This is a genomic window from Candidatus Saganbacteria bacterium (genome assembly GCA_016223245.1).
Taxonomy (GTDB): Bacteria; Margulisbacteria; WOR-1; order XYC2-FULL-46-14; family XYC2-FULL-37-10; genus JACRPL01.
Genome location: JACRPL010000017.1, coordinates 32,823 through 55,672, shown reverse-complemented (window position 1 = coordinate 55,672; position 22,850 = coordinate 32,823). Strand labels below are relative to the sequence as shown.

General features: G+C 44.5%; 30 protein-coding genes. 14 read left to right on the top strand and 16 right to left on the bottom strand.

The window, feature by feature from the left end:
• The 8 genes from HZC34_06940 to HZC34_06905 all read right to left on the bottom strand — a co-directional run.
• Positions 1-193: hypothetical protein (locus tag HZC34_06940; GenBank protein ID MBI5701554.1), on the bottom strand; the 193-nt coding region annotated here is incomplete at its 3' end.
• Between the two features lie 44 nt (positions 194-237).
• Positions 238-1,392 (bottom strand): hypothetical protein, encoded by a 1,155-nt coding sequence (locus HZC34_06935; protein MBI5701553.1) that lies wholly within the window; start codon positions 1,390-1,392, stop codon positions 238-240.
• A gap of 3 nt (positions 1,393-1,395) precedes the next feature.
• Positions 1,396-1,797 (bottom strand): HEPN domain-containing protein, encoded by a 402-nt coding sequence (locus tag HZC34_06930; GenBank protein ID MBI5701552.1) that lies wholly within the window; start codon positions 1,795-1,797, stop codon positions 1,396-1,398.
• The gene (locus tag HZC34_06925) at positions 1,794-2,129 is read right to left on the bottom strand and encodes a nucleotidyltransferase domain-containing protein (GenBank protein ID MBI5701551.1); all 336 of its coding nucleotides are present in this window, start codon (positions 2,127-2,129) and stop codon (positions 1,794-1,796) included. Before HZC34_06925 ends, HZC34_06930 begins: the two co-directional genes overlap by 4 nt.
• The gene (locus HZC34_06920) at positions 2,126-2,293 is read right to left on the bottom strand and encodes a hypothetical protein (protein ID MBI5701550.1); all 168 of its coding nucleotides are present in this window, start codon (positions 2,291-2,293) and stop codon (positions 2,126-2,128) included. Before HZC34_06920 ends, HZC34_06925 begins: the two co-directional genes overlap by 4 nt.
• Before the next feature lie 27 nt (positions 2,294-2,320).
• Positions 2,321-2,464: a hypothetical protein gene (locus HZC34_06915; GenBank protein MBI5701549.1), complete on the bottom strand. Its 144-nt coding sequence runs from the start codon at positions 2,462-2,464 to the stop codon at positions 2,321-2,323.
• A gap of 147 nt (positions 2,465-2,611) precedes the next feature.
• Positions 2,612-4,537 carry an S-layer homology domain-containing protein gene (locus HZC34_06910; protein ID MBI5701548.1) on the bottom strand — a complete coding sequence of 642 codons (1,926 nt, stop codon included), beginning with the start codon at positions 4,535-4,537 and terminating at the stop codon, positions 2,612-2,614.
• Positions 4,534-7,011, bottom strand: a complete 2,478-nt coding sequence (locus HZC34_06905; protein ID MBI5701547.1) for a hypothetical protein — start codon at positions 7,009-7,011, stop codon at positions 4,534-4,536. The genes HZC34_06910 and HZC34_06905 overlap by 4 nt, the downstream gene beginning before the upstream one ends.
• Before the next feature lie 63 nt (positions 7,012-7,074).
• Here HZC34_06905 and HZC34_06900 point away from each other — a divergent pair, with 63 nt between their 5' ends.
• The 13 genes from HZC34_06900 to HZC34_06840 all read left to right on the top strand — a co-directional run bounded on the left by HZC34_06900 (position 7,075) and on the right by HZC34_06840 (position 15,149).
• Complete coding sequence (locus HZC34_06900; GenBank protein MBI5701546.1) at positions 7,075-8,115, top strand: chorismate synthase; 1,041 nt, start codon at positions 7,075-7,077, stop codon at positions 8,113-8,115.
• 117 nt (positions 8,116-8,232) lie between these two features.
• The gene (gene rpsP, locus HZC34_06895) at positions 8,233-8,592 is read left to right on the top strand and encodes a 30S ribosomal protein S16 (GenBank protein ID MBI5701545.1); all 360 of its coding nucleotides are present in this window, start codon (positions 8,233-8,235) and stop codon (positions 8,590-8,592) included.
• Positions 8,589-8,828 carry a KH domain-containing protein gene (locus tag HZC34_06890; protein MBI5701544.1) on the top strand — a complete coding sequence of 80 codons (240 nt, stop codon included), beginning with the start codon at positions 8,589-8,591 and terminating at the stop codon, positions 8,826-8,828. Before rpsP ends, HZC34_06890 begins: the two co-directional genes overlap by 4 nt.
• A gap of 24 nt (positions 8,829-8,852) precedes the next feature.
• Entirely contained in the window at positions 8,853-9,281 is a 429-nt protein-coding gene (locus HZC34_06885; GenBank protein MBI5701543.1) for a YlqD family protein, read from the top strand.
• A 16-nt stretch (positions 9,282-9,297) separates the two neighbouring features.
• The gene (trmD, locus tag HZC34_06880; GenBank protein MBI5701542.1) at positions 9,298-10,077 is read left to right on the top strand and encodes a tRNA (guanosine(37)-N1)-methyltransferase TrmD; all 780 of its coding nucleotides are present in this window, start codon (positions 9,298-9,300) and stop codon (positions 10,075-10,077) included.
• Positions 10,067-10,612, top strand: a complete 546-nt coding sequence (locus HZC34_06875; protein MBI5701541.1) for an RNA methyltransferase — start codon at positions 10,067-10,069, stop codon at positions 10,610-10,612. The genes trmD and HZC34_06875 overlap by 11 nt, the downstream gene beginning before the upstream one ends.
• Before the next feature lie 5 nt (positions 10,613-10,617).
• The gene (rplS, locus tag HZC34_06870) at positions 10,618-10,965 is read left to right on the top strand and encodes a 50S ribosomal protein L19 (GenBank protein MBI5701540.1); all 348 of its coding nucleotides are present in this window, start codon (positions 10,618-10,620) and stop codon (positions 10,963-10,965) included.
• Entirely contained in the window at positions 10,965-11,627 is a 663-nt protein-coding gene (gene lepB, locus HZC34_06865; GenBank protein MBI5701539.1) for a signal peptidase I, read from the top strand. The genes rplS and lepB overlap by 1 nt, the downstream gene beginning before the upstream one ends.
• A gap of 7 nt (positions 11,628-11,634) precedes the next feature.
• Entirely contained in the window at positions 11,635-12,282 is a 648-nt protein-coding gene (locus HZC34_06860) for a ribonuclease HII (protein MBI5701538.1), read from the top strand.
• 22 nt (positions 12,283-12,304) lie between these two features.
• Entirely contained in the window at positions 12,305-12,577 is a 273-nt protein-coding gene (locus tag HZC34_06855) for an HU family DNA-binding protein (protein ID MBI5701537.1), read from the top strand.
• Between the two features lie 132 nt (positions 12,578-12,709).
• Complete coding sequence (locus HZC34_06850) at positions 12,710-13,249, top strand: ORF6N domain-containing protein (GenBank protein ID MBI5701536.1); 540 nt, start codon at positions 12,710-12,712, stop codon at positions 13,247-13,249.
• Complete coding sequence (locus HZC34_06845) at positions 13,242-13,610, top strand: YraN family protein (GenBank protein ID MBI5701535.1); 369 nt, start codon at positions 13,242-13,244, stop codon at positions 13,608-13,610. Before HZC34_06850 ends, HZC34_06845 begins: the two co-directional genes overlap by 8 nt.
• Positions 13,611-13,622: 12 nt before the next feature.
• The gene (locus tag HZC34_06840) at positions 13,623-15,149 is read left to right on the top strand and encodes a YifB family Mg chelatase-like AAA ATPase (GenBank protein MBI5701534.1); all 1,527 of its coding nucleotides are present in this window, start codon (positions 13,623-13,625) and stop codon (positions 15,147-15,149) included.
• Positions 15,150-15,151: 2 nt separating this feature from the next.
• Here the strand turns inward: HZC34_06840 and HZC34_06835 are convergent, their stop codons facing one another.
• Positions 15,152-16,486, bottom strand: coding sequence for a DUF1015 domain-containing protein (locus tag HZC34_06835; GenBank protein ID MBI5701533.1), 1,335 nt, complete (start codon positions 16,484-16,486; stop codon positions 15,152-15,154).
• 48 nt (positions 16,487-16,534) lie between these two features.
• Between HZC34_06835 and HZC34_06830 the strand changes: the two genes are divergently transcribed.
• The gene (locus HZC34_06830; GenBank protein MBI5701532.1) at positions 16,535-16,759 is read left to right on the top strand and encodes a hypothetical protein; all 225 of its coding nucleotides are present in this window, start codon (positions 16,535-16,537) and stop codon (positions 16,757-16,759) included.
• Here HZC34_06830 and HZC34_06825 read toward each other — a convergent pair.
• The 7 genes from HZC34_06825 to HZC34_06795 all read right to left on the bottom strand — a co-directional run bounded on the left by HZC34_06825 (position 16,756) and on the right by HZC34_06795 (position 22,817).
• Positions 16,756-17,685: a ParB/RepB/Spo0J family partition protein gene (locus tag HZC34_06825; GenBank protein MBI5701531.1), complete on the bottom strand. Its 930-nt coding sequence runs from the start codon at positions 17,683-17,685 to the stop codon at positions 16,756-16,758. The two genes, HZC34_06830 and HZC34_06825, sit on opposite strands and share 4 nt — an antisense overlap.
• Positions 17,678-18,439, bottom strand: a complete 762-nt coding sequence (locus HZC34_06820; GenBank protein MBI5701530.1) for a ParA family protein — start codon at positions 18,437-18,439, stop codon at positions 17,678-17,680. Before HZC34_06820 ends, HZC34_06825 begins: the two co-directional genes overlap by 8 nt.
• A 7-nt stretch (positions 18,440-18,446) precedes the next feature.
• On the bottom strand, positions 18,447-19,049 hold the full coding sequence (gene rsmG, locus HZC34_06815; GenBank protein ID MBI5701529.1) for a 16S rRNA (guanine(527)-N(7))-methyltransferase RsmG: 603 nt from the start codon (positions 19,047-19,049) through the stop codon (positions 18,447-18,449).
• Between the two features lie 221 nt (positions 19,050-19,270).
• Positions 19,271-20,878, bottom strand: a complete 1,608-nt coding sequence (locus HZC34_06810) for a serine/threonine protein kinase (protein ID MBI5701528.1) — start codon at positions 20,876-20,878, stop codon at positions 19,271-19,273.
• Positions 20,869-22,092 carry a hypothetical protein gene (locus HZC34_06805; protein ID MBI5701527.1) on the bottom strand — a complete coding sequence of 408 codons (1,224 nt, stop codon included), beginning with the start codon at positions 22,090-22,092 and terminating at the stop codon, positions 20,869-20,871. The genes HZC34_06810 and HZC34_06805 overlap by 10 nt, the downstream gene beginning before the upstream one ends.
• Positions 22,089-22,577 carry a hypothetical protein gene (locus tag HZC34_06800; protein ID MBI5701526.1) on the bottom strand — a complete coding sequence of 163 codons (489 nt, stop codon included), beginning with the start codon at positions 22,575-22,577 and terminating at the stop codon, positions 22,089-22,091. Before HZC34_06800 ends, HZC34_06805 begins: the two co-directional genes overlap by 4 nt.
• A gap of 99 nt (positions 22,578-22,676) precedes the next feature.
• A complete protein-coding gene (locus HZC34_06795) occupies positions 22,677-22,817 on the bottom strand; it encodes a hypothetical protein (protein ID MBI5701525.1) in 141 nt (46 codons plus the stop codon).
• Between the last annotated feature and the right edge of the window lie 33 nt (positions 22,818-22,850).

The window sequence follows — 22,850 nt, the reverse complement described above, 5'->3', positions numbered from 1 at the left end:
CAGTAGGATTAGCGCTAATTGTTCTACCGACAAGATCGGCAGTATTTGCGTCCCCGCTCCAAAAGAGGTCAATAAGGTCTTGAGTTGTAACTTTAGGCAATGTGACTGTTAAATTTGCGCCTGCAATCCCCGAAATTGTTCCCAAAATAAAAATAAAAACCATCAACCTCCAAAGAAATCTTTTAAAATCCATATAATCCATTCCTCCTTAAATATCTAAAACAATTCAAAATATTATTATTTTTTGGACAGCCCTTTTGCAAGATCTTTGATCCAAATTAATTTTCCAGTTTGTTTATACCAGAATCCGGCTGTATTCACTATACTAAAGTCGCCTAGCCATTTGCCGCCGGAATGCTTATATGCGCCAAGCCCCGTGCCGCTTTGAGGATATATATAATCGCTTTCAAGCCCTACCAAATTGGCGCCTAATATTGTATAAGGCAAAGGATTTCCAGTTAAGTCCAAGGCTTGAAGCTGTGTCTCTCCGTAAGTTTCAAGGGTTCCTACAAATGAGATCGTATGAGGATTTGCGGTAAGATTTTTGATCCAATACCCTATTCCGGGTGCGACCCCAAAAGGCTTTCCGGCAAGCGCATCATTTTCATATTTATATGCCCCAAGCCCCGTGCCGCTTTGCGGATAGAAATATATGCCATCGTTACCTAGCTGACCCTTTAGCGCCAAATCAACCGGGCCTCCATATATAGGGATAGATATGAGCATTAACCCGTTTCCTTTTAAAGGCAGGTCGATCTTTGCCACTGTTCGCGCATTATTTTCGAATTTAAAAATATCCGCGGATTGGGTATTGTTCGGAACAACGCGATAATAGGCATTGGTCCCGTCTCCAACTTTCGAAGCATCAGAGGAAATGTCTTTATATTCGTCTTGCCCTTTATTTGACGTTGTAAATATTTTCTTCCATTTTGCCGCATCGGCATTATAATCGCCGCCTATGGTCCCGGCAGTTCCTTTATATCTCCAAATATCAGCCAGTGATACACCGGATCCCACCTTAAACACCCACGTTAATTTCAAGTCACTGCCCGGATCATTTGTTTCCCTTAATATTTTTGTGCCTTGAATGATCCCATCGTCAGGCACGCTTGAAATAACGATAGGAATAACTTCCCCCGTCCCACCCGCATAATGTATCCATCCCCATTGGATCGTGTAATCGCCGGATTTTGATTCCCCTGCAACAGGCTGGCCTTTTACGTCCCAGAGGTTTAATGTTTTGCCTGCGTCTTGAAGGTCGAGAGCCCCGCCTCCGTGGGGAGCAGCAAGCTCAAGCGTATAATCTGCCGCGAAAGCGCTTGAGCTAATGACCAATGACCAATGACCAATGACCAATAATGTGGCTATTAAAATATATAATAATTTTTTCATGTTTTACGCCCGCGACAAATTATCGATCAAACGTTTTACGCCGTCAATAAAAGTTGCGCTCATTATCAAGATATCACTCGCTTCTTGTTTTGTAAATATCCTTTCGTCCATGTAATCCCCTTCTGAACGCGCGTCAAATAATTGATTAAGTATTTTCCCTAGATCCTTTGAGATTATCCCTTCTTTAACAAAATGCAAATTAAATAAAGAAATTACTCCCGAATGCTTGGGAGAATCTAATTGTTTTAATGCCAATAGGGCTCTGGCCGCATAAAAAGCCGCATAATAGCTCCTATTGATCGCGCCAAAATAAGACCCCGCGCTTAATAATATATCGGCATCTTTTGCCGCCTGATGCGCTTTCCCTAATCTAGCTTCGGATAATTTTTTTAACTCCCCGTTCAAACCGAAACTCCTTCATCCACCACATTCTTGATAAATGGCGTTATCTGCACCATAGGGTCGTTAAATCCTTTTTCATCGTACACGGCAACAGACAACAACACATCATATTTTAAATCAATTTCGTATGCATTGTTCAGGATAAAACCTTTCATTCCCGGATCTTTTTTATCCATCAGGACAAATATGTCAATATCTGAATACTTGTCTGAGTCTCCTCGAACTTTTGAGCCGTATAGTTTTAAAAACTTTACCCTGTTCCCATACTTATTCATTATGATCCCGCTAAATTCTTTTATGGCTTGTTCCTCATTTTGACGCAACCCTAGGTTCATGCGATCGCCCCGCCGCCGTGGGGAGCAGCAAGCTCAAGCGTATAATCTGCAGCATATGATGCGGCAGAAATGACCAATGACCCCTCCTTCGCTGAAGCTTCGGAGAGCAAGCAATTACCAATGACCAACAATGTGAATATTAAAATATATAATAATTTTTTCATATTTTATGCCGCGTGCGGGACCTTTTATTATTTTTTGTTTTTATAAAAATCTTCGGCCGAAAGCTTAGCTATTGTTTCAGCGTATTTTTTCACGACAAATAAAATTATCGATAAAATCGAAACAACCGCAAACGCTAATGAGCCAACCAAAATATCGGCGAATTGGGACACTTTATCTGCTCCTATGCGGACCTATCATCCAATAGATCAACCCGAGCCCCAGCATTATTCCTATTGACGCAACAATAATATATGCGAAAACCGTCGAAATATCCATTGTTATTTACCTCCTAATTCAAAAGCCGTGCGGGACTTTTATCAATAAGTATCCCAGTTCAACAGGTCTTTATTAAGCACGCCTTTAGCATACTCCGTCCTATACAATATTTCAACAGCTTCCGCCCGGGTAAGCGTCCTCTTGGGCTCAAACGCTTTGCCCTTAAGATATTCCAGAATGCCTGCTTTGAATGATCCCGCGATGATCGACGACGCCCAGTGCGTTGAAGCGATGTCCGGGAAATAAGAATATGAATACGGTTCAAGGCTTATATTTGCAAATCGCGCGATCATCGCAAGCCCTTCAGCCCTGGTTATATTCCCATTCGGCCTGAACGTCCTGTCGGTATATCCTTCAACAATTTTCACCGCGGCGGCATCAAGAATAAATTTTGAAGCCCAGTGGTTGCGCTTGACGTCTTTGAATTTAACAGGTGAACCGGTTAACTGGCTAACATCCGAACTCGATCGCATAAGCAGAGCCGCCATTTCAGCACGCGTAATATTCCCCTCGGGCTTGAAGCTCCCGTCTGGATAGCCTGTAACTATATTTAACATCGATATCAACGAAACTTGTTGTCTTGCCCAGTATCCTTCAGGGACATCAGGAAAAGCTGTAAGTTTCAGCACGCGAATAGATTCTTCAGTTGCTGGTTTTGATAACTTGCCCTTCTCGCCGAACAATTGGATGCCTATCTTATTTTTCCCGGGGCCCAAGGCGGCCTCCGCCTCGAAAGACCCGCTTTTTTTAAAATCAATTTTGTTGTTGTTTATTTGGAGAAGCGCCATGGAAAGGTCTTTTACCTGGCCTGATACTTTTACCGAGTCATCAAATACGACCGACTTATCCTTCGGGCCGCTAATAATGAGCTTGTCTTTTATTTCCGGTTTTTTGATTGCCGGCGAATATGCCAGTGAAAAATAAGAATTGTCTATCGGAAGTCCCGCGAATTGGTGGTATGCGTAATCAAATTTAAAGTTTGAATAATGGACCCCTACGCCAAACGTCATATTTGAAACTGCGACATATTTGGCATTGCCATCATCTGCAGGCGATTGGTCTATCCCTATCCTCACAGATAACAATGATAATGGCGACCATTCAACCCCAAGATGAAAAAGTCCCGGATACGAAGAAGTCGTTGGGTGCAGTTCGTAATCGGCGGCGGCCGATATTTCTTGCTTCTGCCAGCTTCGTAAAGCATTCTCCGCTCCGACTATCTTTAATGCGCCGCCAAGCTTTACCACAGCGGGATAATATTCGGTATGCCCTGAAACGTATGAAAGCTTGCCGCCCATTGAAGACGGGAGCAAATTAGAAAGCTCCGCTCCAAGCCTGGCGGCAGGATGAGGCCTGTACATTATACCCGCATCAAGCTCTTGTCCTGTCGCCGAGCCGTTTATGATATGGTCACCCGAAAGGCCGACAGAAAACAGCTTTAATGAAAGGCCAAAATCAATTTTGTCAACCCACGAAAAATATCTCCCGAGGAACTTATCAAGCTTCGAGCCGTAAGCGAGAGTAAAAACATTGTTGTAGTTGCTCATCTGCGGCTGGGTAGGGTCAGCGATATATGTCGGGTCTCTTGGATCCGAACCTGCCTCAATTGTGGTTGGGACTGCGCCTCCAATATTGTATCCGCCATAGCCTATGCCCACCACGCCAAAATTTGTAGGATAAGTCCCCATGAGAGACAAGTAATTATAATCATCAACGAATTTCCCGGACATCGAAGATAACTGCCAGAAGTTTTGGCCGGCAAGGCCCGCAGGATTAAAATAGATCGCCGCCGGATCATCGGCCAATGCAGTGAATGCGCGGCCGAGAGCCAAAACCCTAGCATTAGGAGAACGCCCTGACGGATCATTTGCGTCAAATGCGGCATTCGCTGCGCCAATGACAAATGATCCGCCTATGGCGGAACAAATGACAAATGCGATAACAAATATTTTATTTGTGTTTTTCATTTTGAATGCACGACCGCAAGCTTTAATTTGCCTGAAAGGAGTTTCCCTCCATTTATAATTCTCCATACATATATCCCGTTCGGAAATTGATATGCATCCTTGTCGATCGTGATGTAATTGACGCCGGCAACAAAAGTAAAAGACTTTTTGTATATATTGCTTGCAGGGCTTACGGCCGCGATCGTGTACGTTCCGGCTTCGGGAACGTATATTTTTATTTTAAGATTCCCGCCGACAGAAGGGTCCCATGGGCTCCTGCAAAAGAAAGCGGCAGTATTTGCGGCCGAGGCGACAACGGTGATCGCATTGGCAAGCGACCCCGTCCCCGTAGCCGTCCCCGAAGCGTCTTTTACTGTTAATACAAAATCATGGCTTCCTGTGACCGAACCTGCCGAACTGATCGTAATTGTCGCGACGATCTGGGCTGAGCTTAACACCGTATAACTTGCGACAGCGATCCCGCTTCCAAAATCAAAGCTCAATGTCTTGCCGCTCAAAGGGTACGGGAAATTACTGCCGTTGATCGTTACGTCAATGACACCGGGAGAGACATTTTTTTCAACCACGCTCGTAATTACCGGGTTGTCGGCAGTTGTTGCAGATACGACGGTCAGCGCAGAGGTTTTGACAGCCACTCCGCCATTAGTATTTGTTATAGTTAAATTTCTCAAGCCTATGCCGGAGGAGGGATCGCACGTCACCGGGACTTTTATTTCGGTTGTGCTCAATGAAGTTATTGTGCCGGCGACAACGCCGCTCCCGGAAAATGCAATGGACGCCCCGGCCAAAAACCCTGTCCCTATAATAGTAACGCTTTCACTTGATCCTCGGGTTATAGTTCCCGGGCTAATTGATGTTATGGTTGGAGCAATAACCCCCGCTGCCGTTAAAACAAAAGCGGCGTTTTTCGTATTACCCCCCCCGTCTGGATTTGTTACGGTTATCGCTACAGCTCCCGAAGTCGCAGTCGCCCCGACAGTTGTTAATAATGTTATCGTATTTGAACTGATCGATTTGACCGTCGATTGTATCCCAGTTGACGGGTTAAAAGCCACAGTTGCTCCAGACTGGAACCCTTCCCCGCTTATTGTCACATCATTTGTCGAAGTAATTGCCAAAACCTCCGGTGTTACTGTCAATATTGAAGGGTTGGTAATCCCAGAAATGGCTCCGGCGGCAGATATGATCGTAAAAATATCCGTACCCGTTCCCGTGGAACCATCAGGATTTGTTGCCGTGACCGATCTTGCTCCGGTTGTCGCAGAAGAAGAAATAGTTAAAGTTGCGGTAGCAGAAATTGAACTGACCACTGTTATAGACGATGCGGCCGCTCCTGTCCCGGAAATAGTAAAAGTTGTTTCCGGCTCAAAATTTGACCCTGTAAATGTAAATGTTCCGGATGTCCCGACCACAGCGCTCGTTGATACCTGTGTAACAACAGGAACGTTATTGTGGTAAATAACTTCTCCATCCCTCGATGTCCCGGCGATCCAGACATTGTTAGCGCTGGAACCGCTGACTCCCCCTAATATCGAAGATCCTCCCGGACCTATGGACGCCCAATTTGTCCCGCCGTCAACTGTTCGTAGAATTGTGCCATTATCGCCAGACGCCCAGCCAACGCTGGAATTTAAAAAGTAGACATCATTCAGAATTTGCGTACTCCCGCTTGTTTGCGCTGTCCAAGTAGCCCCGCCGTCCGTGGTTTTCAAAATAGCACCGCCATTACCCACAGCATAGCCTGTGGCCGTATCGATAAAATAGACCGAATTCAATCCTGTGCCCTCGCTGCTGCTGTCGTATACCTTAGACCAATTTGAGACGATGGTAATATCGACCGAAGCCCGGTATATCAAGCTGTTCCCGGAAGTATTGTCTTTCCCGACAATAACTCCGCTCGTACCGCTGAATATCCAAAGTCCGTTGAGCAGTTTGTCTGCCCCGCCGATCTGCCTATCAGACAAATATGTAAGCTCGCTCCCATCATTCAATGCTGCTGTCGAAAACAAAAAATTTGTACTAGACCCGTTGTTTGAAACAACAAAATATCCTTCCGAAGCGCTTAAAAGAAATGCCCTCGAAAAGCCCTCAATGCCTGAAAGAGAGGAGGCTTTTCTTGTATAGCTCGCTCCTCCATCCGTCGACATATATGCGGCATTGTTGGTAAGGACGCAAACGTTTGTCGCGTCGACCGCTTTTACATCTTTAACTGTTTCGCTTGTTGAAAGCGACCGGTTATGATATATTTGGCTTGGATAGTTGCCCCTTATGAATATCGCCTTTCCTGCGCCGCCCGCCATAAATGCGGCGGCCCCGCTTAAAACATGCGCCTTCGAAACGCCGACTCCTGTACTAATGCCGGAACTTACTGAGCTCCAGCCCCCGTGATAATTTGATGCGCCAAAACAAATCGAAGCAGAAAAAACAAGCAGGAAAACTGCAAAGAAGAAAACCCCAATTCTTTTGAGCTTCATAGAATAATTATACTGTTTTACAAAGCATTTGGCAAGCGGATTTTGGGGTGGTATAATTTTATTATGCTTAGATTTTTAACAGCGGGCGAGTCGCACGGAAAATCATTGGCCGCAATATTGGACGGGATGGTCGCGCATCTCCCCCTTTCTGAAAACGATATAATTCCCGAACTCCAAAGAAGGCAGGCAGGCTCCGGCCGCGGGGCGCGGATGAAGATCGAAACAGGCAAGATCGAAATATTATCCGGAATACGCGGCGGGCAAACTATCGGATCGCCGATCTCGATCATTATCCCAAACCTTGCGCGAGAAAAATGGGATGAGCCGTTCACGTGTTTGCGCCCCGGTCATGCAGACCTCGCCGGAGCCATGAAATTCAACCAAAAAGATCTAAGGGATGTGCTTGAACGATCATCTGCCCGTGAAACCGCCGCAAGAGTGGTTATCGGCGCAATATGCAAAAAGTTTTTGGCGGAATTTAATATTGTAATAACAAGCGCTATTGTGCAGATCGGCGGGAAATCCGAAAAATTCGAGATACAGAATCTCATTGAAAAGGCAAAAGAAGAAGGAGATTCCCTTGGAGGCGTGTTTGAGGTCAAGATAGAGAATGTGTCGTACGGCCTCGGGAGCTTTATGCAATGGGACAAACGATTGAGCGGAGTGCTCGCACAATCATTAATGAGCATCCCAGCTATCAAAGGCGTCGAGATCGGTCTTGGATTCGCGCAAACAAGGCTCCCGGGATCTAAAGTCCACGACGAAATATTTTATGAAAACAAAAAATTCGTAAGGCGCACAAATAATGCCGGCGGTTTAGAAGGTGGAATATCCAATAGTATGCCTATCGTGTTAAGGGCGGCCATGAAGCCCATATCCACAATGGTTAAACCTCTAAAATCTGTGGATCTTAAGACAAAAAAACAAACTTTGGCGCATGTTGAGAGGGCGGACGTTTGCGCCGTCGAAGCCGCAGCGGTTGTCGGCGAGGCCATGTCTGCATTTACGATAGCAAACGCTTTTTTGGAAAAATTCGGCGGCGATTCCCTCGAAGAAGTCAAAGATAATTTTGCTTCTTTCCAAAAAAGATCGTCTGTGTTATAATTGTTTTTTGACCCCCTCTCATTCTCCCCCTTGATAAGGGGGAGATGTCCCGAGTCCTGAGCGAAGTCGAAGGGTCGAGGGACAGAAGGGGTCGTTAAGGAGAGAGGTTAAATATAAATGGCGGTAAAGTTAAAACTACAAAGAGTAGGAACAAAAAGCAAACCAAAATATAGGCTGATAGCTCAAGAGACAAGGACAAAGCTCGGGGGGAATCTTGTTGAGATACTTGGCGAATACGATCCTAGACAAACGAACGCATTCATCAATTTCAAAAAAGAAAAAGTTGAAAAATGGCTCAAAGTTGGAGCACAAACAACCGATAAAGTAAGATATTTGCTTGGAAAAGCAGGCATCATGCCTCCAATGGATACGTCAAAACTCGTCCAGCGCAAACCAAAGAAAGAAGCCCCGGCGGTTGAAGCAAAGCCTGAAGCATCTGCAGCCCCCGCAGAAAAAGCTCCAGAGGCCGCGGCATGAAAGAGCTTGTCGAGTACATTGTAAGATCTCTGGTTGAATTTCCCGACCAAATTTCTATAACCGAAACCCCGGGAGATAAGCTGGCGATAATCGAGGTCAGAGTAGCGGAAGCCGATATGGGCAAAGTGATCGGAAAAGAAGGAAAGATAGCGAACGCGATAAGGACCGTGGCAAAAGCCGCCGCGGGAAAAGAACAAATTAGAGTAAATGTCGAATTTATCTCAAAATCCGCCTGAGGCGGACAGGGAGGAGAAAAAATAATGGCAGATAAAAATTCGGTTGAGTTGAAAAGAGTCGTTATGGTAAAGGCGATCGTAACAGAGGCATTTAAAGACAATTTGATCAAAGAACTTGACAGGGCCGTAAAAAACCTTGAAGCGCAAGAATCACAAATGAACAATCAAAGCAAAAATTATCTTGAAGACCTCAAGAAAAAAGGATTAATGCAGAAAGCTGTAGCTTTCAAAAACCAGCTTGAGGAAGAAAAAACAAGGCAAGCGGCCGCGAAATCTGATCTTTTGATGAAGATCGAAGAAGCAAAAAGGCTAACAGTAGGATCAGAGTTCGTCCAAGGCCCGCTTGAAGGCCCGGTCAATGTTTCTGTCGGCGACAATTTGTACAAAAAAGTCGGCGGGGCCGAAATATTGGTCAAAGACGGGATCATTCAAGAAATTCGCGGCGTAGAATAGAACAAAACCCTCACCCATGAAGATTAACGTCCTAACTCTCTTCCCAGAGATGTTCGAGGGCCCCTTTTCATCGAGTCTCATTAAAAAAGCGATCGAAAAAAAGATCCTCGCATTAAATATCATTAATATCAGGGATTTTACAGAGGATAAGCACAAAACAGCGGATGATTCGCCATACGGCGGCGGCGCCGGAATGGTAATGAAACCCGAGCCGATCTACAATGCAATAAAAACTCTTTACCCCCTCTCTTTCTCCCCCTTATCAAGGGGGAGATGTCCCGAGCTCTGTCGAGGGACAGAGGGGGTCAAAATCATCTATATGTCCCCTACCGGCAAACAATTAACTAATGATAAAGCAAAAGAACTTTCAAAAGAAGAAAACTTAATTATTATTTGCGGCCATTATGAAGGTATAGATGAAAGAATAAGAAAAAATCTGGTTACAGATGAAATAAGCATTGGAGATTATGTATTAACTGGCGGAGAATTGCCTGCGATGGTCTTAATCGATAGCGTTTCTCGACACATTCCGGATGTCGTGAAAGAAGAAGATTCCCTAATTAATGATTCTTTTTATAACGGGTTGCTTGATCACCCGAGCTATACAAAGCCTGAAGTGTTTAACGGCGAAAATATTCCCGCGGTTTTAATGTCCGGCCACCACGAAGAAATCGCGCGCTACCGCAGAAAAGAAGCGCTCCGATCAACATTTTTTAAGAGGCCGGAACTGCTAGCGACCGCAAAGCTCAAAAAAGAAGACACTAAGCTCCTGGAGGACATAATAAATGGCTCCTAAAATCTACATTGCATTGCTCCATCATCCGGTGTATAATAAGAGAAAAGAGGTCGTTACAACCTGCATCACGGGGTTCGATCTCCACGATATAGCTCGCACAGCGCTGACTTACGGTGTTGCCAAATATTTTGTCATAAATCCGCTGCCTGCGCAAATAAAATTCGCACAGCGGATTTTAAATTGCTGGAAGAGCGAAAAGAGTTTTGTCAATAATTGGACCCGGGCAGAAGCTTTTAGCCGGATGGAGATCAAGAAAAGCCTGGATGAAGCGATAAAGAAGATCGGAAACCCGATAATTGTGGCGACATCCGCAAGACGCCTGAATAAGTCCGTATCTTTTGATGCTCTTAAAGCAAAAATTAAAAAGAGGGGAAGGCCTTATCTTTTCTTGTTCGGGACTGGATGGGGAATGACCGAAGAGTTATTGGATCGGGCGGACATGGTCCTGGCTCCGGTCAAAGGCCGAGGCAGTTATAACCATTTATCAGTCAGGGCTGCAGTTGCGATCATATTGGATAGATTGTTTGGGAGGTAAACAAGATGAAAAGAATAGCAGAAATTGAAACAGGACAGTTAAAAGAAAAGGTCGCGGCATTCAATGTCGGCGACACTGTCAAGGTTTTCTCAAAGATAGTTGAAGGCGACAAAGAGCGTCTGCAGGCGTTTGAGGGGATAGTGATCAAAAAACAAAGCGGAAGCAGCAGGAAGATGTTCACCGTCCGAAAGCTTGTACAGGGCATAGGCGTTGAAAAGTCGTTCCCGCTCCATTCGCCAAAAGTCGATCGCATCCAAGTTATCAAATCAGGAAAGGTCAGGCGCGCCAAGCTTTATTATTTGAGGAATAAAATCGGAGGCGCGGCCACAAGGGTCGAAGAGGCCTCCAAATAGTGCCGACTTTCGACGCTTTCAAGAAATGGCTCCGCGAATGGGCCGAAACATTGATCGTCGCCTTCTTGATGGCGATAGTTATTCGCGCATTTTTTATACAGGTTTTCTGGATCCCGTCTGGGTCCATGGAACCGACGCTCAATATAAATGATAGAATAATCGTCAACAAGTTAGCTTACGGCGTACAAAACCCACTATTCGAATCGTTCAAAGAAAGATCATTTCTATATATTATCCCAAACCCTCTTTTTAGTCGTCCTATATTTTTATCGGACAAACAGTATTTTCTCGATTTTCACAGGGGACCGAAACGTTTTGATATTGTCGTGTTCAAACTTTACGACAGAGAGCTCAACAGAAAAGATCTAATTAAAAGAGTGATCGGAATGCCGGGAGAAAAATGGGAAATAAAACAAGGGATCGTTTATATCAATGACAAGCCGCTCAAAGAAACCCACCAAATGTTCAATGACTATTATGATCTCAAAACTATGCCTGCAACTTTCGGGCCAAAGATCATCCCTAACGATTCCTATTTTGTAATGGGAGATAATAGGCCTAACTCGGCCGACTCAAGATATTGGGGATTCCTTCCAAAGAGCCAGCTTGTAGGCCCGGCCTTCCTTAGGATATGGCCTCTTTGGCAATTTGGTCTGATATAATTTCCCCATGCCCTCTTCCAAATGGGAAAATTTTCTTATAAAACAAGGATTCCAATATATAGCAGGCGTTGATGAAGTTGGCCGCGGACCGCTTGCAGGCCCCGTCGTTGCCGCCGCAGTAATTCTTCCTACAAAACACAAGTTCAAAGGCATTAACGATTCCAAGAAATTAAAAGACTCGGCAAGGCAGAAATTATTTATAAAAATAAAAAAGCATGCGGTCGCGATCGGCGTCGGGATAGTTGACGAAAAAACGATCGATCGTATAAATATTGCGCAGGCATCACTTCTTGCGATGGAATACGCAGTCGACAGCTTGATCCCCAAAGGGGAAGTTTTATTGGTCGATGGGAAGTGCGATATAAAATCATCCATCCCTCAACAGCATATAGTGAAGGGTGATTCAAAATGCGTATCGATCGCCGCGGCGTCTATTATCGCAAAAGTCATAAGGGATAAAATAATGGGCGAGTACGATATTTTATATCCGAATTATGGATTTAATAAGCATAAAGGATATGGGACTGAATTGCATATAAAAAATATTTTGGAATTCGGGCCATGCGCAATCCACCGCCGATCCTTCAACCCAATGGCTAGCTCCACGGTTTCCCCGAATCCGCTTGACTTTGAGCAGACCTCGCTGATACACTAATCGAAATGAGGGGGTGAAATCAATGAACAAACAAGAACTTTGTAATTATGTATCAGGAAAAACAAAGCTTTCAAAAACACAATGCTTAAACATGTTGGACAATACGATCGAAGCTATCTCTGGCGCGCTAAAAAAGGGCCAAGAAGTAAGGTTGGTAGGTTTTGGCACATGGAAAAAAGCAAAAAGAAAAGCTCGCATGGGCCGCAATCCTCAAACAGGGAAAGCGATCAAGATCTCGGCGCGCAATGTCGTAAAATTCAGCACAGGACAGCAACTTTTCGACATGATCAACTAATTTAAACTCCCGTTTTCTAAAGGATCGACTATTTAGAAGGCGGGAGTTTTCTTTTTAGACGAAACCTCGGCGAAATCCTCAAATAAACCTGGTATGAAAATTGCTGTCTTCTTGTTCAAAGGAGACAAAACAATGCCAAACATTATTCCAATAGAAACAATAGAGAATAAAATTTATCTGATACGCGGGCTTAAGGTTATGCTTGCTTCCGATCTGGCAAAACTCTATGGGGTTAAAACAAAAGCCCTTAATCAAGCCGTTAAAAGAAACTCGAGGCGCTTTCCCTCGGATTTTATGTTTAAGCTGACGGCAGAAGAAGCAAAAAGAATCATCCAGGCAAAAGAACCCAATTCAAGGTCACAAATTGTGACCTTGAACAGAGGATCAAACATAAAATATCTCCCCTACGCTTTCACCGAACAAGGGGTTTCAATGCTATCTTCCGTTTTAAGCAGTAATAACGCAATTGATGTGAATATTGCAATTATGCGAACTTTTGTAAAATTACGGAGATTTCTTTCTAATAATAAAGATTTAGCCCAAAAGCTCAAAGAACTTGAAAGAAAATACGAAAAACACGATATTGAAATTCAAACGGTATTTGAAGCAATTAGAGAACTAATGATGCCAAAAGAAAAACCGACAAAGAAATTTGGTTTCCAAAATGGGTAAACTTAGTTATCAACTTGGAATCGAGGGCGAAAATACTGCAGCGGCTTATCTCAAGCAACAAGGCTTCTCGATCATCGAAAGAAATTTCAGGTCGCAGCAAGGCGAGATAGATATTATAGCAAGAGATAAGAATTATTTGGTCTTCGTCGAAGTAAAATCGTATTCGTTCAGAAGCAATTCTCTCCCCATTCATGCCGTGCAAAAAAACAAGCGCGGATCGATTATCCACGCGGCAAGATTTTATCTCTATAAAAACAAACTACAAAACGAATACTGCAGATTCGATGTTGTCGCCATTTATAAAGATTTTTCCGGCAAAACGAATGTCGACCATATTAAAAATGCATTTGGGATCAAATAAGGAGATTAAAAAATGCTTGTAAAACTTGATAGCGCGTCATTGCAGGGGCTCGATGGACAGAGGGTTGAAGTTGAGATCGATTCAAGCCGAGGGCTTCCCGGACAAAGCATCGTAGGGCTTCCGGACGCGGCAGTTAAAGAGAGCCGCGATCGCGTCAAATGCGCGATAGTAAATTCCGGGTTTGAATTCCCTGCCCAATATTTTACGATCAATCTTGCGCCAGGCGATGTAAGAAAAGAAGGCCCATTATACGATCTTCCGATCGCCATTGGGCTTCTCTCTTCTTCTGAACAAATGGGCGCCAACGAATTTAAAAACACTTTCATGCTGGGAGAATTATCTTTAAACGGCGAAGTGCGAGGAGTGTCCGGAATGCTTCCTATCTGCCACTCAATGCAAAAGCTTGGGTCGCAAAATGTCATCGTCTCAAAAGAGAACGCCGATGAAGCGGCGCTTATTAAAGAATTAAATGTAGTTCCCGTTTCAACCCTTAAAGAAGCTGTGCAATATCTGAACGGGGAATTACAAATAAATTATCACAAAGTTGATCTTGAACAATTGTTCAATAAAAACATCGAATTCGATTTTGATTTTTCGGAAATAAAAGGACAATCGCACGCGAAACGCGCGCTAGAGATCGCGACTGCAGGCGGACACAACATATTACTCGTAGGCCCTCCGGGATCGGGAAAAACGATGCTCGCAAAAAGACTACCAAGCATTATGCCGCCCCTATCTCTTGATGAAGCGCTGGAAGTTACAAAACTTTATTCAATTACCGAAATGATCGATCGAAAAAATGTGCTAATTACAAAAAGGCCGTTTCGCTCGCCCCATCACACTACATCTGATATCGGAATAATCGGCGGGGGAAGAATGCCTCGACCAGGCGAAGTCTCGCTCGCGCATCTTGGCGTGCTATTCATGGATGAATTCCCGGAATTTCAGCGCGAAGTTTTGGAAGTGCTGCGGCAACCGCTTGAAGATCATCAAGTTACAGTATCAAGAGCTCTCGCATCAGTGACCTACCCTGCCGATTTTATGCTGGTAGCCGCGATGAACCCCTGCCCTTGCGGCAATTACATGGATCCCATGAAAAACTGTTCATGCCCGCCAAATAAAATACAAAAATATTGGGGAAAAATATCGGGGCCTTTGCTTGATCGAATAGATATACACATAGAAGTTCCGCGTCTTAAAAAAGAAGAACTCGTTTCCCTTCCTCAAGGCGAAACATCGGCACAGATCCGAGAAAGAGTCGTCTCCGCAAGAAAGATCCAGGAAAAAAGATTCGAAGGCCGTCGCATATATTCAAATTCCAGCATGGCGCCAAAACATATAAGAATATTTTGCGAACTGGACAAGGAAGCTTCCGATCTTCTTAAATCCGCGATAATTCATTTGAAAGTCAGCGGGAGGGCGTATGATCGGATATTGAAAGTTTCGAGGACGATCGCGGATCTTGAATCATCGGAAAATATTAACGCAAAACATATCGCTGAAGCATTGCAGTATAGGGCGTTATCAACGCCGAATTGAGGCTATTCAACTTTTTCGCCGTGGACTATCTTATTGATAACCATGCCGGTCGTCAGTTTTGGATAAAAGAATGTCGATTTTTGGGGCATTCTTTCATATTTGCAGGCTATTGTTATGACATCAGACAATTTTGTCGGGTTTAAGATCGCGGCCATCCCGAATTCCCCGTTCTTTACTCGGTCAAGAGCTTCGTTCTCATCGCGAGTGTAAGTATAATGGTCTTCACCGTGGAGATTTAATATATCATCTAGAATAAGGCTGTGGAGTATCGTAACATCCAATTTTTTCCAAGCGAGCGGCTTTTCCTCTTCGATAAGGTCCTGCATGACAGCTTCATCTTTTAGCGTTAAAAGATAATATTTATTGGGCTCTTCTTTGAAGTATATCCCGAACGCGTGCTCTTCCATATTTTTTTGAAGCAATGACAAAAGCTTTTTGCGCGCGCGGGTTTCGGATCTTTTTCCGAACGGGATCTCGGTAATATTAAAATGCACCCCAAGCTCCACCAAAATATTTGAAATTTCGGCTTGGGGCAGTTCCCTTATGATCCTGTGGATTGGCAGGACAAGAAGGCTGGGGTTTTCGATCGGAGTAAAATATGCCATGACATGGTTATAGATCTCTTCTTCGGTAAAGCGCGTATTGCGCATTTTCATTTCATTGCGATACCTTAAAGCCGCTTCATAGCGGTGGTGGCCATCGGCAATAAAAACGGCCTTGTCCTTGAATTCCTTTTGGAGCCTGGCTACCACGCTTTTCTGGTTGACGCGCCATAACCGGTTGTTAATGCCGTCCTTGTCCTTTGCCTCGATATCAGGTTTTTTCCTTGTGAATTTTTTCAGGAATTTGATGAATTTGCCTTTTTCATCCTGGAAGACAGAAAAAACACAGTCAAAATTCGCCGATGCCGCCCGCATGAGCTCGATCCTGTCAAGCTTAGGCCTAGACAGCGTATGCTCGTGGGGAAAAACCTTTCCTTTGCCAAATTCTTCCAGCCGAAGCAGAGCGACAACGCCTAGCCTTGAATATGTTTTCCTGCAGTACTTGAACTGCTGTTCATAAACATATATCCCCGGTTTTTCATCCTGGACCAATATCCCGTGCCGGACCCAGCCGTCGAAAGAGGCCGCGGCCCTGACGTATTTATTGTTGTATTCATTGTCCCCAGGGAATTCTTTGCCAAGGATAAGCCTGACCATCTTAAAATCGGATTCGTTGTAAAGCTCGTCTTGGAGTTCTTCGGATATGACATCATAGGGAGGCGATATCACCTTGGACAGTTTTTTTAATCTCTTTTTATTGTATAAAACGCCGCGAAAAGGATAAATCTTTGCCACTGTGCCGCTATTATAACATATTTGATGACGATATGCTATAATTTACTTATGACAAACCTAAATTTGAGGCTTACTGATGAAATTAACCGGTTTTTTGAGGTGTATTCGATACTTTCACCCGAAGGCAAAGCGACCTTCGAAGCCCAAATGGGCCCAACTCTTGCAAATTCTGACCCAAATACAAGAAAGCTCTACCAAATATTGCTAAAAGCGGTAAAAGACGGCTTAACAATTGAAACAGCTATCGAACAGATGAAAAAATCTTCAATCTAGCTTCCCGCCGCCTCCGGTGGAATAGTTGCCGCCAATTCATATTTTTCTGCGGTCTTATGGGTATTTTCAAGCGCTTCGCCTGTAATAATTGTTAGAATTCGTTCAAGATCGTCTTGCGAAAAATATTCGACCTCAATTCGTCCGCGCGAAGCCGTACCATGCATTCTTACCTTTGTAGCAAGATGGGTTGTTAATTTATCTTCCCAAGGCTTCAATTCATCATTAGCCTTTTTATGGCTATTAGAAGCCTTGCGAGCTTTAATGCTTTTAGGCGCCCCATAGACCAATACTTCAATATCCCTTACGCTAAGTTTACTTTTTACGACTTCATGAAATATTGATAACTGTTTATCTTTGTTCTCAATCGATAGCAAAGCGCGGGCGTGTCCTGTTGAAAGATCCCCCTTTCTCAAAGCTTTTTGGACATCTTTTGGCAATTCAAGAAGTCTTAACATATTAGCGACCGTTGATCGATTTTTGCTGACTTTTTTTGCGACTACTTCTTGGCTCAAATTGAATTCAGAGACCAATCTCCCATACGCTTCGGCTTCGTCCATAGGATTTAGGTCTTCGCGCTGCAGGTTTTCGATCAATGCCAATTGAACCGATTCTTCATCGGAAAAATCTTTTATGATAGCGGGAATTGCGGCTAAACCGGCAAGCTTCGCGGCGCGTAATCGCCTTTCACCCGCGACTAATTCGTAATTCCCTTTGCGCATCCTGACCAATACAGGCTGGGCGACGCCGGAAGTTTTAATGCTGTCGGCGAGTTCTTTTAGGCTTGATTCATTGAATATGGTGCGAGGCTGTCTGGGGTTTGGAATTACCTGATCAATGCTGATATTAACGATGGTCCGGCCGCCCGTAAATACGGAACCTTTTGGGATGAGCGCCCCCAATCCTTTACCTAGTCCTTTTTTATTCATCGCCGATCACCTCCCTGCTTAATTTCTCGTAAGCTAGCGCGCCTGTCGACCCCGGATCATAAAAAATAATCGGCTGGCCAAAGCTTGGAGCTTCCGCCAATCGAATATTTCGCGGAATTATCGTTTGGAAAACTTTTGTCCCAAAATGTTTCCGGGCTTCTTCGGCGACTTGGTTTGACAATACCGTTCTTTGGTCATACATCGTTAAAATTATCCCGCCGATTTTTAGCATTGGGTTCAAGCTTTCGCGGACGAGGTCTAGTGTTTTCATAAGCTGGCTTATTCCTTCAAGCGCGTAATACTCGCACTGGATCGGGATCATAACTTCGTCGGACGCGGCAAGCGCATTTACGGTCAGCAAATTGAGCGATGGCGGGCAATCGATCATTATATAATCGTACTGGTCTTTTATTTCGGCAATTGCAGTTTTTAATTTTAGTTCGCGGTCGGGGACAGGGACCAATTCTACTTCGGCTCCGGCAAGGTGCGCGGATGCAGGGACTACATCGAGATTGTTCAGGTTTGTTTTTTTGATGGCATCTTTAATGGGAGTGCCTTCTATTAATACATCATATATGTCGAGCTCAAGGTTTTCGCGGTCGATGCCGCAGCCGACAGTCGCATTGCCTTGGGCATCGATATCGATTATGAGTATTCTTTTCCCAAAAGCAGCAAGGTAAGCCGCTAGATTAATTGTTGTTGTGGTCTTGCCCACTCCGCCTTTTTGGTTGACGAAGGATGTGGTTGTCGCCATGGGGAAATTATACTACAATCCGCTTAATAATAACAAGAGAACGGACGATCCCATGGACATCGACTTTCTTGATCTCGACGAGCTTGCCTTGAAGTTTATTTAATTCGCCGATCGCAGTTTTTACTTCCTCTTCGACTTCGTTCTGCTTTTGTGCGATAAAAATCCCGCCGTATTTTAAGAATGGAAGAGCATATGCTGCAAGGGCGGGGAGTTTTGCGACCGCGCGGGCCAATGCGACATCGAATTGGTTGGAATATATTTTATTTCGATTGATCTCTTCAGCGCGGCCCCAAACCACCTCGACATCTTTTAGCTCTAATGTTTTTACAATATGGGTTAAGAATTCGGATTTTTTTCTGGTCCCTTCAACAAGTGTTAATTTTATATTTGGTCGTACGATTTTTAATGGGATACCCGGGAACCCGGCGCCCGGCCCGATGTCTACGACTTTTTCGTCTTTTAAGTCGATCGCCTGGAGAATTGAAAGCGAATCGTCGAAATGGCGTTTTTTAATTTCTTCAATTTCTGCTATGGCCGTTAAATTGAACTTTTTGTTCCATTCTATTAGTTCGCGCGCGTAGATGTCGAATTGTTCTTTTTCGGAAAGCATGCGCCTATTTTACCATTTTCTAGATGAAGAAAACTCGTTCTTATTTTGTGTCTTCAAGCAATCTCGTTAAAGAAAGGTAGAATATTGTTTGAAAGCTTTCTTTTGAACATACCCGCACAATACTACACGCCTTTGGATGGCCTAAGGAGGTGAAGATAGTATCTTTGGAGCAATGCCGTGATATCTATAATAGTGAGCGGGGCTTTGAAGCCTTTTCAAATTTAGATTGCGAAAATCTTCTGTTTAGAAAAATTGGCTATTAATTCATTAATTTCTTTGATCGCTTCGCTCAATGGAATTCTTTGTTCGACGTTATTTTCTGTCATTCTTTCAACAAGTATCTGTAATTCATGGTGTTCCCCTAAAGTTTTCGAAATTACAGGGAACGGATACGCTGTCCTGTTGCCAAAAGCCGATATTGTGCGGAGAAGGATTTGCAGGGATTGCAACGATTGCTCGTCTGCTTGCTCCCAAGCGCCGGATGATTGGTCGATCTGGGTTCCCTGATAAGGGCGCTTTCCCGTAAGCATTTCAAATAAAATAATTCCGAGCGCAAAAACGTCCGTTTTTGGGCCGATTCTCCTACTGCCTCCAGGAAGAATTTGCTCGGGCGCCATGTATTGCGGCGTTCCTATAATATTCCCGGACGCCGTCAGCTGCGTTCCTCCGGCGTTTTCTCCGTGTTCTTTAGCCGCTTTGGCAATGCCAAAATCGATCAATTTTGCAAATTTCAAGCCGCTGACCCTCACATTGTCAGGCTTAAGGTCCCGGTGGATAATGTTTTTTGCGTGCGTCGCGGCAACACCCTTTGCGATCTGTAAAAATAGGCTAAGGATATCGATCACCGGCCGCGGCCGCCCCTCGAGCGCATCCAAATATTTTGTAAGATCCATGCCTTCAATGTATTCCTGGTAAATAGTGTAAACAATATATGTTTGCCCGCCGCTGTCGGTCTTTGTCTCTTCGGAATATCCATAAATTTTTGCGACATTTGGGTCAAATATCTGCGATTGGGACAGGGCTTCTCTCTTAAACCGTTCCTTTGCTTCCCTTAATGCCTCTTTGTCAAGCTTATCCGAAAGCATTGTTTTTAGCACCACTTTTTTGCCGAGTTTCGGACAATATCCAACCTGAACCTGACCCATCCCGCCTTTTCCCAATTCTTCGATGTCTGTAATGAGAGCGCTTGGAAATAGCGACCTTTCCGTCTGCGCTTCGCTGATCTCAAGCCCTCTTAATTCATTTTCTTGCCCTTCTATTCTGCCCGGCAAAGTTTTGACATCGTGCTCAATACCTTCTCTGGCTGCGGCTCCGATTATTGCATCCTGGGTTTCGCCCATCTTGCTTTGCCGCGATACCTCTTTACGCCTGATTATCAGCAGACTTTGATTTTTCTCTATGCCGCTTTTCAGGTCAGCTATTTCTCTTCTTATCGATTTCAAACGCGCATCTACCGAGAGCCCAAGAACGTTCATCTCTTGCGTTCCCAGTAATGCAAGCCGGCTTGCCTGAAGCGCGGCTTCTGCGGCATCCGCACGCGCCAAATTTTCTTCAGCCGCTGCAGCTGCTTGCCCTTTTTGTGAAACAAGAGAACCGATCGCCGCTAAAAAGACGCCAACTCCAAAGCCAGCTCCCGCTGTCATCAGTGCATCAGGAATAAGCGCTGCGAATGTTAATAAATAATAGCTGAATGCGGAAAATCCGGCAGAAGCAATAGGAGTTCCAAACTTTGCAATATTTGCGAGCCGCGGATGCTCTACTGCGATCCTTGAAAATCCTCTATATCTTATTCCTAAAGTTTGAGCTCTAACTGTTGCAGCTACTGCCATTGTGTGAACCTCTCGGGATATAAATTGTTTGCCGGGTTTTCAGACCCTGCCCCAACAGACAAGCCTCCGCCAAATCCATTTTTATCTGCCGACACAAAAGGGGAAACTCTTAATTTCCAAATATTAAATGAAGCGAAAACGGTCGCTTGCGCACCGCTTACAGAACTAAAAGACACAACCGCCCCATATTTGTCGTACGCATATCTCCCCGCGGCAAAAATACCTCTTGACGAAGGATTGATAAGTAATGAAGCGGAATGCGCCTTTTTTGTAAAACTTCCCGAAGCAAATCCTCCAAATTCGAATTCGCGCGCAATGGCGTGATAATTAGTCTGCGGCCCGCCGGCAACCGCAAGATCTCCGAGAAGATAAGATGCGGCGGCGTAATACTTGTCGAAGGCCTCCTGCAAAAAGCCGTTGGAAAATCTTTCCTTATTAAGGTATCCAAGAGAGATCGAAAGTTTTCCAATTTTAACGTCGGCCCTTAACGAAAGCCCCGCTGCGGTTCCGCTCAAATATCCGCCGCCTATGCTTCCATTTGCATTAAAAACCCAAGATGGGGGAGATTCGATTTTTTTAGGCGGATCGATCGGCAGGACGAGCTTCGGTACCGCGGCAGATGGGATGCATTGCCTCCTAATGTATGCTTCAAATACTGAATAATTTGGTGTTTTATTATCTGTTATCCCAAGCGCGGCTCTTTCTTTCTGTGAAAATTTCCCGGCTATCCCTGCTGCGATGCGTTCAAGGGCATTCATGATATCGTCAGTGGTAATATTGCTTATAAGCGAGCGCGTTTTTTCATCGTATATCTTTTTTGATTCAGGGGAAAGGCTGCTTTTTATTTGCAAAAGCGCGTCCAAAACTGGTTTCAAGATCGCAAGCATTTGTTCAAATTTGATCTTATCATTCGCAAATTTTCTACTTTTAAGCTTTTCGATTACTGCCTCGAGCTTCTTTTGGATATAATTCTCAAACCGTACATCATCTAACCATTTGTCGGGTTTTGTTCCCGCAAAGATCTTGACCGCCGCAGATGAGATGCCGGAAATACTGCCGACTAGTACCTTCGCTTTGGACAACGCGTCTATTTCCTTCAGGATGCTTATAATATCTTCCGCCCTTGCCGCCGCTTCTTTATCGGAGGCCGGCATTAGTCTTGAGGGCGCAATAGAATATTTTGCGCAGACCGGGCTTGCAGAAAGATCGCTCATATTGTGACTTTGCCTCCATTATCTTTAGGCTTAGGCTTAGGCTTTGGCTTAGCCTTGGGAACAGGCGTAGACTTAGGCGCAGGAACTGGCTCGGGTTTTGGCTCTGGCTTTGGGGCAGGGACAGGCATAGGATCAGGCGCTGGAATAGGTTTAGGAGCTTCTTTGCAAGGTATTTCAACTTCTTTTACGATAATCTTTGGTTCATCTTTCTGGCAAAATTCGGCTGGAACAACGTATATCTCGACGCCTGGCCTTAATTTTGAAAAAAACCTATGGTCCGCGCCGGATGGGAGAGAAAGATTTATCCTGTATGCGCCTTCTCCTTTTAGATGCGCCTCATTCTGCGCTTTCAAAGCTTTTTCGGCGCCAGCCATATTGGCTGACGACGGATCTCGCCCACAAATATTTTTTAGCGCATAGGATGCCGCATTTTCCCAAGAAGATGCGTCATTGCCGCCTATTCTAAAGTGTACGCCTTCTGCCATACTCTTTTATCGTACCGTACTTCCCAAAATTTCAGTTGATTAAGAATTATTTAAGAATTATTTTGGCGCGTGCCGGCCTTTGGCAGGATCGAGTTCCTGTTAATCCTCGGCAAGGATGAAGCCAACAGGGTTAGAGTTTCCATCTTTATTAGTAGTAGGAAAGATAATTTTATGCTTTATCGCGACCTCCCATTCAGCTTGAGTTAATAATCTAAATTTCCTTCTGGTTATATAGCTCAACCAATCGCAATAAGCTGTTTTGTCAGTTTCGTT

Excerpts from the sequence above, each read along its gene's own strand:
- HZC34_06935 (MBI5701553.1), bottom strand. The coding sequence starts at position 1,392 with ATGAAAAAATTATTATATATTTTAATAGCCACATTATTGGTCATTGGT.
- HZC34_06925 (MBI5701551.1), bottom strand. The coding sequence starts at position 2,129 with ATGAACCTAGGGTTGCGTCAAAATGAGGAACAAGCCATAAAAGAATTT.
- HZC34_06920 (MBI5701550.1), bottom strand. The coding sequence starts at position 2,293 with ATGAAAAAATTATTATATATTTTAATATTCACATTGTTGGTCATTGGT.
- HZC34_06910 (MBI5701548.1), bottom strand. The coding sequence starts at position 4,537 with ATGAAAAACACAAATAAAATATTTGTTATCGCATTTGTCATTTGTTCC.
- HZC34_06905 (MBI5701547.1), bottom strand. The coding sequence starts at position 7,011 with ATGAAGCTCAAAAGAATTGGGGTTTTCTTCTTTGCAGTTTTCCTGCTT.
- HZC34_06900 (MBI5701546.1), top strand. The coding sequence starts at position 7,075 with ATGCTTAGATTTTTAACAGCGGGCGAGTCGCACGGAAAATCATTGGCC.
- rpsP (MBI5701545.1), top strand. The coding sequence starts at position 8,233 with ATGGCGGTAAAGTTAAAACTACAAAGAGTAGGAACAAAAAGCAAACCA.
- HZC34_06890 (MBI5701544.1), top strand. The coding sequence starts at position 8,589 with ATGAAAGAGCTTGTCGAGTACATTGTAAGATCTCTGGTTGAATTTCCC.
- HZC34_06885 (MBI5701543.1), top strand. The coding sequence starts at position 8,853 with ATGGCAGATAAAAATTCGGTTGAGTTGAAAAGAGTCGTTATGGTAAAG.
- trmD (MBI5701542.1), top strand. The coding sequence starts at position 9,298 with ATGAAGATTAACGTCCTAACTCTCTTCCCAGAGATGTTCGAGGGCCCC.
- HZC34_06875 (MBI5701541.1), top strand. The coding sequence starts at position 10,067 with ATGGCTCCTAAAATCTACATTGCATTGCTCCATCATCCGGTGTATAAT.
- rplS (MBI5701540.1), top strand. The coding sequence starts at position 10,618 with ATGAAAAGAATAGCAGAAATTGAAACAGGACAGTTAAAAGAAAAGGTC.
- HZC34_06860 (MBI5701538.1), top strand. The coding sequence starts at position 11,635 with ATGCCCTCTTCCAAATGGGAAAATTTTCTTATAAAACAAGGATTCCAA.
- HZC34_06855 (MBI5701537.1), top strand. The coding sequence starts at position 12,305 with ATGAACAAACAAGAACTTTGTAATTATGTATCAGGAAAAACAAAGCTT.
- HZC34_06850 (MBI5701536.1), top strand. The coding sequence starts at position 12,710 with ATGCCAAACATTATTCCAATAGAAACAATAGAGAATAAAATTTATCTG.
- HZC34_06845 (MBI5701535.1), top strand. The coding sequence starts at position 13,242 with ATGGGTAAACTTAGTTATCAACTTGGAATCGAGGGCGAAAATACTGCA.
- HZC34_06840 (MBI5701534.1), top strand. The coding sequence starts at position 13,623 with ATGCTTGTAAAACTTGATAGCGCGTCATTGCAGGGGCTCGATGGACAG.
- HZC34_06830 (MBI5701532.1), top strand. The coding sequence starts at position 16,535 with ATGACAAACCTAAATTTGAGGCTTACTGATGAAATTAACCGGTTTTTT.
- HZC34_06825 (MBI5701531.1), bottom strand. The coding sequence starts at position 17,685 with ATGAATAAAAAAGGACTAGGTAAAGGATTGGGGGCGCTCATCCCAAAA.
- HZC34_06820 (MBI5701530.1), bottom strand. The coding sequence starts at position 18,439 with ATGGCGACAACCACATCCTTCGTCAACCAAAAAGGCGGAGTGGGCAAG.
- rsmG (MBI5701529.1), bottom strand. The coding sequence starts at position 19,049 with ATGCTTTCCGAAAAAGAACAATTCGACATCTACGCGCGCGAACTAATA.
- HZC34_06810 (MBI5701528.1), bottom strand. The coding sequence starts at position 20,878 with ATGGCAGTAGCTGCAACAGTTAGAGCTCAAACTTTAGGAATAAGATAT.
- HZC34_06805 (MBI5701527.1), bottom strand. The coding sequence starts at position 22,092 with ATGAGCGATCTTTCTGCAAGCCCGGTCTGCGCAAAATATTCTATTGCG.
- HZC34_06800 (MBI5701526.1), bottom strand. The coding sequence starts at position 22,577 with ATGGCAGAAGGCGTACACTTTAGAATAGGCGGCAATGACGCATCTTCT.